This window comes from Phocaeicola dorei, from assembly GCF_013009555.1.
Classification (GTDB): Bacteria; Bacteroidota; Bacteroidia; order Bacteroidales; family Bacteroidaceae; genus Phocaeicola; species Phocaeicola dorei.
Window position 1 is genome coordinate 4,080,638 of record NZ_CP046176.1, and the last position, 17,018, is coordinate 4,097,655.

The 17,018-nt window shown below is 38.0% G+C and carries 7 protein-coding genes; 2 read left to right on the plus strand and 5 right to left on the minus strand.

What is annotated here, in order from left to right; translation table 11 throughout:
* Window positions 1-16 precede the first annotated feature (16 nt).
* The 5 genes from GKD17_RS17060 to GKD17_RS17080 form a co-directional block, all read right to left on the minus strand.
* Window positions 17-1,714 carry a RagB/SusD family nutrient uptake outer membrane protein gene (locus GKD17_RS17060; protein ID WP_007839472.1) on the minus strand — a complete coding sequence of 566 codons (1,698 nt, stop codon included), beginning with the start codon at window positions 1,712-1,714 and terminating at the stop codon, window positions 17-19.
* 28 nt (window positions 1,715-1,742) lie between these two features.
* Window positions 1,743-4,592, minus strand: coding sequence for a SusC/RagA family TonB-linked outer membrane protein (locus tag GKD17_RS17065; protein ID WP_007831561.1), 2,850 nt, complete (start codon window positions 4,590-4,592; stop codon window positions 1,743-1,745).
* Between the two features lie 40 nt (window positions 4,593-4,632).
* Window positions 4,633-6,609 carry a RagB/SusD family nutrient uptake outer membrane protein gene (locus GKD17_RS17070; protein ID WP_007831560.1) on the minus strand — a complete coding sequence of 659 codons (1,977 nt, stop codon included), beginning with the start codon at window positions 6,607-6,609 and terminating at the stop codon, window positions 4,633-4,635.
* A gap of 18 nt (window positions 6,610-6,627) precedes the next feature.
* Window positions 6,628-9,810: a SusC/RagA family TonB-linked outer membrane protein gene (locus GKD17_RS17075; protein ID WP_007831559.1), complete on the minus strand. Its 3,183-nt coding sequence runs from the start codon at window positions 9,808-9,810 to the stop codon at window positions 6,628-6,630.
* Between the two features lie 370 nt (window positions 9,811-10,180).
* Window positions 10,181-11,362, minus strand: a complete 1,182-nt coding sequence (locus tag GKD17_RS17080) for a tyrosine-type recombinase/integrase (protein ID WP_007831558.1) — start codon at window positions 11,360-11,362, stop codon at window positions 10,181-10,183.
* A gap of 288 nt (window positions 11,363-11,650) precedes the next feature.
* Here GKD17_RS17080 and GKD17_RS17085 point away from each other — a divergent pair, with 288 nt between their 5' ends.
* The gene (locus tag GKD17_RS17085) at window positions 11,651-14,803 is read left to right on the plus strand and encodes a SusC/RagA family TonB-linked outer membrane protein (RefSeq protein WP_007839462.1); all 3,153 of its coding nucleotides are present in this window, start codon (window positions 11,651-11,653) and stop codon (window positions 14,801-14,803) included.
* 31 nt (window positions 14,804-14,834) lie between these two features.
* A complete protein-coding gene (locus tag GKD17_RS17090) occupies window positions 14,835-16,973 on the plus strand; it encodes a RagB/SusD family nutrient uptake outer membrane protein (protein ID WP_007831550.1) in 2,139 nt (712 codons plus the stop codon).
* Window positions 16,974-17,018: the final 45 nt, after the last annotated feature.

Consider the following 17,018-nt stretch of genomic DNA (forward strand, 5'->3'; position numbering starts at 1 on the left):
TTGTATATTTATTCTATTACCATCCTGCGTTTTGAGACAAATTAGGATTTTTCATACGTTCCGATTGTGGAATTGGGAAGAGATACATTTTATCATTCCAAACACGATTGACAACGTTTCGTTTATAAGTGATAGTACCATCCTCATTTTTTGTAAGTTTCATTTCTATGATGCTCTTTAATTTATCACCATCTTTCCATCTTCTCAGATCATAAAAACGATGTCCCTCAAAAGCCAATTCTACCATGCGCTCATTCTGATATTTATTCCAAAAAGCATCTGCCGACAAACCTGTTGGAAATTCCGGCATTTTGACATCAGTACGATTACGTATGATATTTACCGCTTCACAAGCTGTCATCCCGAATTCGCCAGCATTATCAGCAGAACCCGTATATTGGAATATGGCTTCTGCATAGTTTAAGTAAAATTCTCCTAAACGATAAGTGATCCATGAATGGCGGCTGGTTTTTGTAGTACTATTGGCACTCAGATCAATGGCTGAATCCAAATATTTTTTCAAATAATATCCGGTAGGAGTTGCACCTGAAAGAGGTTCAGCATTCAAACCTCCATAAAAAGTTTCAATAGGATTGGTATTCTTTGATGGCCATTTTGTATCGCCATTCTTCACAATAGTCATATCGAAGCGTGGATCACGTCCGACATATGGATTAGAAGCGTCATAACCACTTCCTGTTTCATTCCACATTTTTCCAGTAGCTTTCATTTCATAGGCATCAACCATATTTTGTGTTGGACAATTACCGGAATTTCCACCTGGTACTCCCATTGGAAAATTATATTCTTCCAATGTGCTGATGTTACCATTATATCGACGAACAAAAATCATTTCATTATTTGACCAGTTGTTAGGTCCCCACAATTCTGAGTACTTACTTAATTTAAAACCGTTAGCCGTACAAGTTTCAATCACTTCTTTATTAGCTTCAGCTGCTCTGCGCCACAAATCTTTGTTATTTTCCGGATTAAACAATGGACTGGCAGCATATAAAGCAGCACGTGCTTTTAATGCCAAAGCCGCATAACAAGTAACACGACCGTTCTCTGCTGGGGCAATTCCGTCCAGTCCAAGTTTTGTGTAGTCTGCAGGTAATTCAGTAGATAATTTGTCACATTCTGCTATAATGGCATTAAAAATTTCCTGTGCAGGGGTGCGTGTTAGACTGTTTACTTGATCCGTAGTTACCATTTCTGTAAAATATGGAACATCCCCATAAGCACGTACTAAATTAAAGTAAAAATATGCACGCAAAAAACGAGCTTCCTTGAAACTGTTGGTATAACGGAACATTTGTGCACGATAGTCATCATTTAATTTTAATTCATCAAATGTCAATCCTTGAAATTCAGCCAGATACTGATTACATATCTGAATTGCTTTATAGCTGCTAGTCCAGATATTAGACATTGGATTAGCCGGACTCCAAGATCCGTTTACAAAATCACATATATCATTGTTTGTATAGGCATATTCAGCTTCATCACAAGCGGATGCCAGCATTCCACCTTTATATGTTTGACCAAAGTCATAGTCTAATATGGAATAAACATTGGTAATCATACCAATTACATTTTCATAACTTTCATCTATATAGTCTTTTCCGTAATTGGCATATTCGTGATAATCCAGGTTACATGCAGCCAAAGTTACCATACATGCCATTCCGCTCACTATTTTTTTGATTTTCATAATCATGTTTTTAATTTAAGTTCAACAATTAAAAGCCGATAGTTAATCCAGCCACTACACTACGAGTTAAAGGATAAGTCGCTCCATAAACTTCGGGATCGGCAATATTAATCTTATCAAAACACAAAAGGTCAATACCTCTCACATAAATCTTTGCATTGCTTAATATTTTGCTTTTTTTCACCCATGTTTGTGGAAACTTGTAATACAACTCTATTGAACGAAGTTTCAAAAATGAGCGGTCTGCCAACCACAAGGTATTGGTCTGATAATTGTTCTCATTACTTTGAGAGCTCAAACGAGGATATTTAGCGTCTTGATTTTCCGGAGTCCACCGGTTATCATAATATTCCTGTGAAATCGTTGTATTATTTATTAATGGCCAGTATAAACTCTTCGTATTTAATACAGCAGAATATCTTCCTGTTCCTTGGAACATGGCATCAAAGCCTAATCCTTTCCATTCCGCGCCCAAATTGAATGAATAGTAAATTTCAGGAGCAGTCGTACTATACCCTATAGCAACTTTATCATTCGCATCAATGATATTGTCACCATTGACATCCTTATATTTTATATCACCAGGTTTTACATCACCAAATGACTGCTTAGGACTATTCTCAATGTCAGCTTGATCTTTAAAATATCCGATAACTTCCATACCATAAGTTTGCTTCAGAGGGTTACCTGTAGTTATAAGATTGTCATACATACGCGGTTCTTCCATTTGCTCGATAATCTCATTTTTGGCTAAAGCAAAATTAGCTCCTATATTTAAAGTAATGTCAGCAATTTTTTTGTGGTAATTAGCACCAATTTCAACTCCCCAACTATCTACAATGCCACCATTTTCATAAGGAGCAGTAAATCCTAAGACACTTGAATAATGGCCGCTTGAAGACACCCAAATATCTGAACGTCTTTCATAATAAGCATCAAAAGATACATCCAACCCATTGAACATACTGGCATCTAAACCGAAATTATATTTATATGCTTTTTCATGAGTAGAATTCAAAGAAGCCAGACGACCTAATGACCAACTTTGCGTTCCTACAGAATAATTTGTGTCAAATGGATAATAACCACCGCCACCATATGTTTGTTCCCAATAGTTAGTAACCTCGTTGTCATCATCCAACGGAAGACGGTCGGTATTAATGACGCCCAACGAAGCTCGCAGTTTTATAAAATTAATCCAAGAAAGATCTTTTATGAAATTTTCTTTTGACATGACCCAAGCTAAACCAATAGTGGGAGATATAGACCATTGATGTCCTGGTGCCAATTTATTAGACGCTGAAGCAACTACACTCAAATCAGCAAAATATTTATCTTTGTATCCATAATGAGTATAGAAAGAGGCATTCTGACGATACCAAGTCTGATCAGTCCCTTTGGTATTACGGTATTCATAGTCCCATTTTAATTGACTATAAATCTTATTGTCTTTATTTATTTGTTTGTCATAAAATAAAGTTGCTGCAAAATTGAATACCCGTGTAAATGCAATACATTTAGCATCACTACTCATCGCACTTTCTTTACCATCAGTATAATAAGTCGTACTTGAGGGTACGCCATTTTCCCATGCAGTTACCGAATTACTACCATAAACAAAAGTTTTAGAATGATTTTCCCAATATTGGGCATAGTTATCATAAGATAACATACCGCTTGCTCCTAGTCCTGGGGTTATAGATGATAAATCTTGGGTAAGAGTCATATCAGCGAACAATGTACGTTCGTGGAACTTTGTGTAAGCCGCCGCTTGTGATACAGCTAAAGGATTTTTGGTTCCAGCCCAAGTCGCACTACCTCCCCATGTACCATTTTCCAAACGAGCGGGAAAAGCAGCGGAAGGTAAAGTATAAATCATATCCCATAAATTAGCACCTCCCTGATCGTCCGCTCCCGGAGTCCTAGTTTCTGACAGGATACCTAATACATTTAATTTCAATTTTGTTTTTTCTGTTAGATCAATATCCAGATTAGTACGTAAATTGGCTCTGGAGTATTGGTCCTGTGTAGAATATCCATCATTCATATAAGGATTGGCAATAAATCCTTTATTAGTAGTCAAGTTAGCCATGGCATAATAACGGAATTTGCTTGCCCCACCTCGGAAACTTATATTATATATATTGGTGGCATCCATATCACGATAAGTTTCTCCAAGCCAATCCACATTAGCATAAAGATATGGATATTGACCACTACGAAATGCGTTCAGCTCATCTTGTGTATAACGTGTTGTTAACCCGTCATTTACCAATGCTTCATTCATGGCATTTGCATAAGAATAACTGTCTACAAACTTGGGTTTGCGTGCCTGCCAACCGAAACCATGATCATAAGTAAACTTGATTTCACGTGTATTATAAATACCACGTTTGGTAGTGATATTAACTACACCATTAATACCTTTATGTCCGTAAATAGCTACTGCAGCAGCATCTTTCAATATAGTGACAGTTTCTACCTCTTCAGGAGTAACATCTGTAATATCACGTTCAATACCATCCACCAATATCAACGGATTATTGGTAGATAAACTTTGTAGACCACGAATAAAAAATGTAGGTTCAGCATCTGCATATCGTCCGCTACCTTGTAAAGTAGTCAAGCCTGTACCATATCCAAAAAGCGAATTAGCTATATTTTTAGCACTACGCTTATTGAAATCTTCATTATATACGGTAGAGATTGATGAGGTAGATTCTTCCAGACGTTGAGCTTTATGATATCCGATTTCTACAACTTCATCGGAATATTTTGCCGGTTTACCGGAAGTTATACTATCATTGAGTTCCTGTGCATACCCCTGCATACTCAAAAAAGTAAGGAGTGCCGGAATAATTAATCTATTTTTTCTCATAATAATTAATTCAAATTGTAATTGAAGTATTCATTAGTTATTACCATCCGGGATTTTGAACAAGCCCGTATCCTTTATTAACTTCTGTTGACGGAAATGGAGAAAGATACCATTTAGGGTCAAATCCATTTGTCCACCAATAACGAGTAGGGTTATTCAATTCAAATTTTTCATATTCAAAATGGGTTGGATAAGCCATCTTCCCTTCATCGTTTCCACGCCAAGGCAAATCTCTTCGTACTCCGTTGTCATCTAAACGATAAATGAAAAGTCCATGCAATTGCTTTTCAAATACATCTGCTCGTTTATAGCGAATCAAGTCAAAGAAGCGTGCATCTTCCATACCTAGTTCGCAAGCACGTTCACGAAGAAGTTCTTCAATAAAAGCATCTTTATTACTTTGTAAATTTTTATCTGGATTACATTCTGCCAATCCTTTCATTCCTACACGTGCGCGTACAATATCTACTTGAGCTATAGCTTTATCCATACTGCCTCGTGAACTTTGACACAATGCTTCCGCATAAATTAAATGCAGTTCAGCTATACGGATACAAGGCCAATGTACATATCTACGCAACATATCGTTTCCCATTAAGAATTTGATGGGTGCATATCCCGTAGCGAATGAACCTGTTTGACTGGTAGGACCATTGCCGGCACTCTTTCCGCCCAACCACGATTCAAAGCAATACCCCGACATATTTCCTGTAGTCCAATCCAAAGATTCTTGCTGACCATTTACAATGATTTCTTCATACATACGCGGGTCACGGGTCAATTCTATATTTATTAGTCCGTCACTGGCTGTGCCCGTTCCTTTCAAAAACATTTCATCCAGTTTTCCTTCACTTTTAGTCTTATCCCAATCAAACGGCATACCATCTTTCCAAGGAAACATTTCCATATATTCTTGTGTAGGACTGTAACCACGATGAATGCTCATAAGAGGATCTCCCCATTGGTGCCAATTATAATGACTTGATTTGAATGCATCAATATCAATTACACGTGTGTTTATCAATACTTCCGGGCTGTCCAAATTAGCATAGCCTGCACGATATGCCAAACGATAATCTTCTGGACGAGTACCTTTCGCCCGCTGTAAACTATATCCACCTTTAGAAGCCAGTTCATTAAAGAATTGTTCACACGCTTCCAGACAGCGATCCCATAGTTCCGGTTTATAACCACCATACCAAATAGCAGGATTGCCTGTCGCTCCCGGGTAATAAGGCTGGTCGGAATTAAATAAAGGTGAGGCTGCAAATTGAAGAATACGACATTTATAAGCTAAAGCTGCTGCTCTAGTCCAGCGTCCGGATTCAGATGCAGGTGTTTCTACAGTCCAAGGAAGTACAGCAGCAGCTTCATCCAGCAATTGTACCATATAATTCACTGTTTCTTCCACACTGTTACGGGGCATTTCATAGCTTGTATCTGTCCCACTGAATGTACCTTTAATTAAAGGAATGCCACCATAATGACGAAATACATCAAAATAACGGGAGGCAAGAATACATTTCGCTTGTGCCACCATAGAAACTTTTTCATCTTCCCCTAACCCCGGTACATTATCAATATTCTCAATCAACATCCATACTCCACGTACAGCTTCCCAGATATTATTCCTTAAATAATCAAATTTATCAGAACGTTTACCATAATTAGCTGTATGAGTACCTTGATAATAAGGTCCGGTGATACCGGCTGATGGATAAGTATATATATAAAGATCTGTCAATGCCTCCGGTTTGCCCACGTAATTATTAGAACTTTCCTGATTAGCTACATTTTTATAAGGAAGCCCATAATATTGCATACCATAAAGATTAGTCAGAAACTGTCTGGTATATTCAGCATTGTTAAATACGGTATCTTTTGTAACCGATCCTCCTGGAGCCTTTTCCAAAAAAGAGTTGCCGAACTTGATTTCATCGACACATGAAGTAGCGATGACAGATGTTAGAGCCAGTCCTGAAGCAACATTAAAAATCCATTTATTATATTTTTTCATTTGATTGCATTATTAAGATTAAAAACCAAGTTTCAAACTCAATGAATATGTTTTTGTCAGCGGATAAGAGGGAGAATTGCTAGCCTTTGATTCCGGATCACTCCAAAAATATGGAGTAAAGGTCAATAAATTATATCCACTTAACGCTAACTGCATAGTATTCAGTTTCAGTTTTTTCATAAACGGAAGATTGAAATTATAAGCAATTTGCAGATTTTTCAAACGAAGATACTTAGCATCTTTCTCCCACAAAGTTGATTCCGCATAGTTATTGGTATCGTTGATAAATGTCGCACGCGGATATTCCGCATTTGGATTCGGATTCTCTGGAGTCCATGTATGGTCTAACATATATTCCAACAAACCTCCTTGATCTGAGTTTGTACGGTCTGTAAAAGGTTGACGGAATACGCTTGATATACTGCGGCTTACATTCCATGCGGCAGTCCATTGCATTGAAACATCAAATCCCTTCCAGCTGAATCCCATATTAAGACCGGCCATGTATTCCGGATCATCTGTGAAACCAAATTGACGTGACATATCGTTAGAATCTATTTTACCATCGTTATTTAAATCGACATATACACAATCACCATTTTTTAAATCACTGACTAATTGTTCTGGCATATCCGTACCATATACTTCTTTGTAATGAGTAGGGGTTGTTTCCGAATTATAATATTCAAAGAATTTATATTGGCTGCGTGAACCAAGACGACGTCCTTTTTGATACATATATTCTTCATTCTGCGGAGCTTCTTTTCTCTCTACCACCCGATTTTGATTGTACATCAAATTCAATCCTACGTTATATCTAAAATTGTCGCCTATTTGATCGTTCCATTTTAAAGTGATTTCCCAGCCCCAGCTTCTCATTTCCCCAAGATTAGCCAATGGAGGAGTAAATCCTAATACAGAAGGAGCCGTACCGTCACTCAACATAATGTCTGTACGTTTTTCATGATAATAATCAAATGAAGTGCGTAAGCGATCATTAAGGAAATTAGCATCTACACCTAAATTGGTTTTCAACGCTTTTTCCCATGTAATATCTTGGTTATTCTTTCCATTTTCATAAGCTGCAGGACTTACTGTGGAATTATTGATACCAAACAAAAAACCATGACCATCACGGTTAATTAAAGAAGAATTATTAACTACATAAGGATCAGACATATAGAGGAAACGTTGCTTGTTTCCGTCAAAACTATCATTACCAACTAGACCGGTTGTATAACGAAATTTCAAGAAACTTACTACTGATTTTATAGGTTTCCAGAATTTTTCCTCACTAACAATCCAACCAAAAGACCCGGCCGGAAAAGTACCAAAACGTTTGCCGGGTGCATAATTCTCGGAACCATTATATCCAATATTGAATTCTGCCATATAGCGGTTTTTCCAATCATAAGTTGCACGTCCCACTATACCAACCATACCACGAGGAATATCAGAATATGCACTAGGATAATATATCTTAGACTGATTGTATAACAATAATGCTGAAACATGATGATTACCGAATTCCCGGGCATAGTTTAAGGCTGCCTCCATATACCAATCACGTGATTTAGCCGGATCCTTATCTTCATATTTCAACTGAGAATTTTGTCCATATTTCTTGTAAGCAATCGTACCATCTTCCTGTAATACAGGAGTATAAGTTGCAACACTAGCACTAGCCTGTGTATAAGATGTAAAGCCACTATTGTATGATCCTTTAATATGGAATGACAATCCTTTAGTTATAAAATCCAGTTTTTGTTTTAATTGGACATCAGCATTTAAGGTGTTATTACTGGTTCGCATAAAACCTCCACCATAGTATCCCATGCCGCTACCACCAGTAAAAGGCATTCTCAAATCCGGATAGTCCGTACTTGCATTAACCAGTTTGCCATCGACAAGTCCCGGACTAGAAAACGGAGTGGAATAATACATGTTTATTAACATCCCGGCACTACCCTGTCCAGTATAAGGTTTAGAAGCATTATTCACATTACCAGCAATATTCATTGATAATGTTGTCGTTTTGGTTACGTCAATATCTAGATTTGAGCGGTAATTGAAACGATTATATTGATAAGACAGATTATAGGGCAAGTCAAATTCTTTAAATAAACCACCTTGTGTATAAGCTCCTGCTGAAATAAAATAACGTACACGGTCTGTACCACCTGATATATTAACATTATGCTGTGTTTGAAGGGTCATATCTTTTAAGCAATAATCTACCCAATCCACACTTGGAAAACGAACGGGATCTGAACCATCTTTAAATTTCTGGATTATTTCATCCGAAAACGTAGGATTCAAACCATCACCAGTGTTTATTTGGTTATAAAAAGTGGCATATTGATAAGAATTAGCCATTTTAATACTTTCGGTCGGGGCAATAATACTTGAGGAAGTCGTAAATGAAATCTTAGCCTTTCCTTCCTTACCTCGTTTAGTCGTAATTAAAACAACGCCATTTGCACCTCGTACACCAAAAACAGCCGTAGCAGAAGCATCTTTTAATATAGAAATGCTTTCTATTTCATTAGGATCAATATCATTCATGCTACGTTCCACACCGTCTACTTGAATAAGAGGAGCAGATTGATTCCATGTAGCTTGACCACGGACAAAAATATTCGCTGCATCACTTCCCGGTTCTCCGGAATACTGTACGGTAGTCAAACCTGCCATTTGCCCTGATAACATATTAGAAATGGACCCTGTTGGAGTTTTTGTCAATTCTTCACCTTTTACGCTGGAAATAGCTCCAGTCACAGAAACCTTTTTCTGAACACCATAAGCTACAACCTCTACTTCTCCTAACATTTGAGAATCATCCTCCAAAACAATTTCGATATTAGATTGTTTTACTTCCACAGTTTTAGAACTATATCCAATGAATGAAATCAATAACTTAGCTCCTTTAGGAACATCCAGTTTAAAAACTCCATCAATGTCGGTTATAGTACCTACTGTCTGACCTTGCACAACAACATTGGCACCAATAATAGGTTCTCCTAAATTATCTACAACCTTACCGGTCACTGATACTTTTTGTTGTTGAGCAATATTGTTTGCAGCTATTGCCGACTGTCCTCCTAGGGGAAGAGCCAGAGGACCTGCAAACAGACTAAAGAGAAAAAGCCATCGAAATCTTAATCGATGTCCCAACAGACTTGATTTTTTGCTGTCTTTCATACTTTAATTATTAAGTTAAACAAAAGTTAACTTGATATATAAGTATAGAAGTATCGAAAAAAGCCCATTTCATCGAATTTTGTAATATAGATGATACAATAATAGAGAATATAAAGAGCTCTTATTGCTGTTTGAAAAAAATCTCTTTTAGTTGGTTTTTATGAAATATTTTGCTTTACGTTCCAATTTATATGAAGCAGTTTATGTCCTAGCATAAACTTAAAAGATATCCTTAAAAAGTAAGTGTACTTCATTAGCCATTTAAGTACATTTACTTGGCTCACGAAGCATACTTGCTTTTTAAGGTAATACAATAATAACATTTACATGAAATGAAAAAGCATTTATGCATATATAATAATAGAATTGGCTATTTAAGCAATTGATCGAAGATTTCTCTAAAAACCTTATCGGCATGCTCCTGCATTATTCGTATATAATTAAATATAGGACGATTGTTTTTCATGCTATGGCCAATACAATATTCTATTTTTTCTATTTCGATACCTATATCATAACCATGTTGTGCAAATGTTTTTCTTGCAGAATAATATGAAACCTTTCTATTTATGCCTGCTAGACCAGCCACTTTCCCTATATGTCTAAAGACCAAACTATATACTTTTTCATAAGATTTATACTTGCCAAAAACTAATTTCCCATTTTCTGAAATATATCGATCAATAATTGCCTGTGCTTCTGGCTGGATAGTGAAAGCTATTTCATTTTCATTCTTTTTGCTATTACGGGTTTTATGTCTTATATATCTCATACAGTTCCCTTTAGTGAAATCATACTCCATTAAGTCTCTTAGATTAATACCACCTAAATAATAAGTTAACATAAATATATCCCGAGCCATGATATGCACAGATTTGAATAATTTTACATCACGTATTCTTTTTAATTCATCAACGGACAGATCTAGTTCTCTGATATTACTAATTGGCATTTTAAATAAGACAAAAGGATGAACTAAATAAGTTACATAATTCATTTTCCTGGCATAGTTCAATATTACTTTTATTAAAGTGAGGTAAATCCTGATAGAAGTTTCTTTTAATCCTTCAGCCTTCATTACATCAGCGAAACTTTGTATATGTGTCGGACTGAGTTGTACCAAAGGAAAATCACCTTTCATGTGTTTAAGGAACTTTGCACAAGCTATATTATATAATTTATGGGATTTTTTACGATCGTCTGCCTCCATCATCGAAAGATATTCTTTCACTACCGTATTAAAGGTTATTCCCTTTTTTTGTTGTTCCCGAGTTATGACATGTATTAATTCAGTGCATGAAATGGTCGACTGATAATGAATAGACGAAAGAATCTCTTCGTATTCATTAATCAGTTTGCGCAAACAAGAATTTATATTAGCTGCATTTTCGTGTTTTACTACTCGTCCATTTTTCATTTGATTTGCAGAATCCAAAATGAATTGGGTTGAAATATATCTCGTTTGTGAACGATGAGCTACTGCGATCCTAACTCTATGTCTACCGTTAGATAATTTTTTAGCAGGCACAATTACTATTGAAAGATTAGCCATATTCAAATTTTAGTTTATACGTTTTACAATACAATATTAAAGTAACAATCAGAAATAAAAGCACTCTTGTATAACAAAAATGCTCGTGAGACTATCCATTTTGAGATTGTTCACAGACATTTGTACTATTTTTCAGTTGAAAAGACGTAAATTTCCATGCTTTTGTACAATCCTACATTGGCTTTTTTCATATTCACGCATATATTTGCAACACTTTTTCACAGGTGGGAGACCTATTTCTCCTGAGAGAATAGAAAACTAACTTTTGTTTAACTTAATAATTAAAGTATGAAAGACAGAAAGAATTCAAGTCTGTTGGGTCGCCTGGACAAGTTCCAGCGGCTGTTCTTCGTTGCTTTGTTATCCGTATTGGCTGTAGGGGCCTTTGCACAGAGCAAAACCGTTTCGGGTACTGTCCTTGACAAGACAGGTGAGTCTGTAATCGGTGCCAGTGTGGTGGTGAAAGGTACTACCAATGGTACAATTACTGACTTTGATGGTAAGTTCACACTTCAAAATGTTCCTGATAATGGAACTATCCAAGTAAGTTTCGTGGGATACAAGACCGTAGATATCCAGGTGAAAGGACAATCTACCGTTAAGGTAATCTTGGAGGAGGATACTGAAACACTGGATGAGGTTGTGGTAGTAGGTTATGGTGTTCAGAAAAAAAGTGATGTGACTGGTGCTATGGCACGTGTTGGTTCTGAAGAATTGAATACAAGACCTGTGAACAATGCTTTTGAAGCCTTACAAGGCAAAGCTGCCGGTGTAGATATCACCTCAAGTGAACGTCCGGGTACTGTAGGATCAATCCGTATTCGTGGTAACCGATCTATCAGCGCATCATCAGACCCTCTGTATGTAGTAGATGGAGTTCCTTTGAGTGCTGGAGGAATTGAAACGATCAATCCGCGTGACATAGAATCCATTGATATCTTAAAGGATGCCTCTTCTACAGCTATTTACGGTTCTCGTGGTGCCAATGGTGTCATATTGATAACTACCAAACGCGGTAAAGCGGGTAGACTCGCTTTAAACTACTCAGGTTCTGTCACATTAGAAAACCTAAAAGACAAATCACCTGCCATGAGTGCAAGCGATTATATTACCTGGCGCCGTTGGGCTTATTATAACTCAGATCCGGTAAACAATCCTCGCGGTGACCAACCTAACTACGATAAAGACCAAATTTATTTCGCAGCATCAGGTGATCCCGCAGCTTTGGCAAATGTAAATAAAGGTTGGAGTAACGGTACTTGGGATGGAAGTAAAGTAACAGATACCGACTGGGCAGACATAGTGACCCAAACAGGTATCACTCATGAACACACCATCAGTGGTAGTGGCGGTAACGAAACTGCGCAAGCTTTCTTCTCTGTTGGTTACCTGAATAATCAAGGAACTCAGAAAGGACAGGAATATGAACGTTATAATTTTTCAATGTCTGTCGATTTACAAGTAAAACCTTGGTTTAAAATGGGCGGATCTATCAACGGTTCATGGGCGGTTCAAGACTATGGTTATTCCCGTACCGGACAATCTTCAGGCTCGGGCCCTGTTGATATATATAGCGCGGCAAAAGCTATTCCACGCTTTGGTGTTCCTTATGATGAAGAAGGAAATATCATTACCAACCCCTGTGGCTCCACCACCAATGTTTATACTGTAATTGACGAATGGAATAAGTCAACCGATAACCGCCAAACTTTCCGTGCACTAGGCAGCTTTTACGGACAATTTGATTTTGGGAAAATATGGGCACCTCTAGAGGGACTAAGCTATAAAATCTCTTTCGGTCCTGATTTCCGCCACTATCGTCAAGGTATTTTTATCAGCAAAGACTCTGCCGTGAAAATGGGCTCAAAAAACTATGCTAAATATGCAACAGATCGTTACTTGTCATGGACACTGGATAATCAGATCAACTATAACAAGACATTCGGCAAACATAACTTAGGCGTAACCTTATTGCAATCAGCTTCCAAATATAATAAAGAAAGTGGTTCCGAAAGTGCTAACGCCATCCCTAATGAAAATTTTGAATGGTACAACATGGGCAGTGTAGATATTACTGATGCAGCAACTTATGGTGCTGGTATGAGTACTGGTATGTCTGAGAATCAGCTGGCATCGTACATGGCACGTGTAAACTACGCATACAACGACCGTTATTTATTGACTGTATCCGGACGTTATGACGGTTCTTCCGTATTAGCAGACGGGCACAAATGGAGTTTCTTCCCTTCTGCCGCCTTGGGCTGGCGCATTGACCAAGAAGACTTCATGAAAGATATTTCTTGGATAAACCAGTTAAAACTTCGTTTCGGTTTGGGAACAACTGGTAACTCAGCTGTAAGTGCATATTCTACATTAGGTAACATCCAGTCATTCTATGTACCTTTTGGCTCTACTCTAACCCCTGCTTATGCTACTAATGAACCTTATTACACTTCTTCTCAAGTAAAAATGGCAAATAAAAATTTAGGTTGGGAAAAGACAACACAATATAACTATGGTATAGATTTCAGTTTCTTGAATGGACGTATCAGCGGTTCAATGGATATTTATCACTCTAACACCAATGACTTATTATTAAGCATGACTATTCCAACCTTAACTGGCTTTAATTCTACTTATGCCAATGTAGGTAAAACAAAAAACTTCGGTGTTGACTTATCTTTGAACCTGGTTCCCATACAAACTAAAGACTTTGAATGGAGTTCCACTATCAATGCAGCCTATCAAAAAGATGAAATCTTAGAACTTGCTAACGGTAAGCAGGATGACATTTCCAATGCCTGGTTCATTGGTGAGTCAATCAATGTTTACTATGGTATTGCCAACGATGGTCTGTGGCAGGAAAGCGATGCGGCAGAGATGGCTAAATTTAATGCTAATGGACATAAATTTGAAGCAGGCATGGTGAAACCTGTTGATCAGGATGGCAACTATATTATTGACAGTAATGACCGTATTATTCTTGGCAATAAAAATCCTAAATGGGTGCTGGGATGGAGCAATACATTCAACTATAAAGGTCTTGAACTAGGTATCGAGCTGAACGGACGATTTGGTTATATAGTTGATACGGGTGGTGAAGGCCAAAACGGTATGTATAACCAACGTGAAATAAACTATTGGACTCCAGACAATACTGGTGCTGATTATCAAAAACCAATTTACAGTACAGCGGGTGGTGATGCTTATTCAAGTCTGCTAGGCTTTAAAGACGCTTCATTCATCAAGATCCGTAACATTTCTCTGGGTTATAACTTTAATTCCAAAGCATTAAAGAACATCGGAATCAGTTCTCTTAAATTATATGCACAAGCTAAGAATATAGGCAACCTCTATTCTTCAGTAGATTTTATGGATTTGGACTTAGGCACTACTTATTACAATAGAGGCTTTACTTTCGGTTTACAAGTTGGTTTCTAATTTGATAATAACACATTAAACTGTTTTTAAAATGAAAAATTTAAAATATACATTATTCACAGCCGCCCTGTCTGTCGCAATGACTGCTAGTTTCAGTTCTTGTAGCGATAGTTTCCTAGATGAAAAAAACAAGTCATCCTATACCACTGACTATTTCAAAACGTCACAGGGCATTCAAGATCTGGCTACCGCACTGTACGGTAACATCCGTTGGCATTTCGGTTATGAATGGGCGTATGGTATTACCCTTTACGGCACCGATGAATTTACAAACGGCTCTGACCTGACTGCAGAACCATGGAACACTTATGACAGCCGTCTGAACCCGTTGGACTGTACAACGGCGAACGGTGCCGCCAACAACAACTGTCCGGGTGTATCGGCTCTTTGGGATCAGATGTATTACGGCATCGCCTCTGCAAATCAAGTTATCGCATCAGCTGACTATGTTACTGATGCGGAAGTCCGTGAAAAATGCCTAGGGGAAGCTTATTTCCTACGTGGATATAACTACTATCGTCTTTTCGCACAATATGGTGGTGTGGTTCTGCAAACCCAAGTTACTGAAGGTGTGGTCAGAACCTTTACTCGCGCTTCTGCAGAAGAAACATTAAACCAAGTGATTGATGACTTGCAGAACGCTTACGACAAACTGCCTACAGATAGATGGCGTGGTACAGGTACATGGACTAAATACACAGCAGCACACTTCCTGGCAAAAGCTTTGCTGTACCGTCAGTCTGAACGTTGCAGCGACTGGAACTCAAGTTATCCTGCTGATGCTGATTTGAAAAAAGCGATTACATTATGTGATGAAGTCATCTCAAAATGTCCGTTAGAAAGTGATTATAATAACCTTTACGCCAAATGGACTGGTATAGACTGCAAAGCTGAAGAATCTAATGAAATATTAATGTCATGCCAACACACTTCTTCGGCAACCGGACGTTTCGGAAACCGTACTTATAATTACTTCAACCCACAATTCTCCAACTTCTCCGGTGGTTGGACACAACGTGGTCAATATATCGGTGGTATGGACTTCCAACGTTGCCGCCCTACAGAATACGCTTATGCTATCTTCGACAATGTGAATGACTCACGTATGTGGAAAACATTCAAAACTGTCTACGGATTGAATAATATTGCATCGAAAGCAGATGATGTAGTGGCTACAAACGGTATTACAGCCGATCAGGTTCCAACACTAGGCGACCAAGGCATCATCTTTATTCTTAATAAAAAAAGTGACAACCGTTTTAAAGACGCCACAAACTCCGATTATGGAACAGTAGGTCGTGGTGGTATAGCCCACTCCTTTGTAAACCCCGAAACAAATAAATGGGTGCCGAATGTATTCCCTATATATGCCGGTGGTCAATATGTATTGAACACCTATGGTGTTAGCGGAAATCCAGCACAGTCCAATGTATTCTGTGGTATCAATAAGACTGACGACGGATCGCGTACAGCAGAGAAAGGTGACGCACATCGTGATGTCATTATGGCCCGTACAGGCGAAACTTATCTGATAAAAGCGGAAGCTCAAGTACGTTCCGGTAACTTCCAGGATGCTATCTCTACCATCAACCAGCTCCGTGCACGTGCCGAATGGAAAAATGGTGAAGACCGCGAATACTACACCGATGGTTCTATGGCTTTCTTGAAAAGCGCAGGCGGTGACGAAGATAATTCAACCGCACTAAGCACTTTAGGCAAATGCAAAGATGCCAATGGTACCAAGATCAATAACACAGAGGCATTCAAGGCTTCTTTCCTTCAAAAGAACACTTACTATCTTTCAACTGGTATAGAACGCACAACAGATGCTTCCAGTCTGCAAATTTCAAGTTATTCATCATTACCAGCCGAGGATGAAGCTATTCTATCAGCTATGGGCGTAAATGGGGACAAAGACCGTTTGATCAATTTCATTTTAAACGAACGTACCCGTGAATGCTTAGGTGAATGGAACCGATGGGAAGAATTGAGCCGTACCAAGACTTTGGTTCAACGTGCTAAATTATTCAATCCGGAAGCAGCTGCCAATATAGCAGACAAACATTTGCTTCGTCCTATTCCACAAACATTCTTAGACCAACTTCAACATGAAGACGGTACGAATTTAAGTGATGAAGAAAAAGCCGCAATGCAAAATCCTGGCTATTAACAGACTAGATTTTTGCAGTCAATAATTAATAAAGGGGAGTGCCGA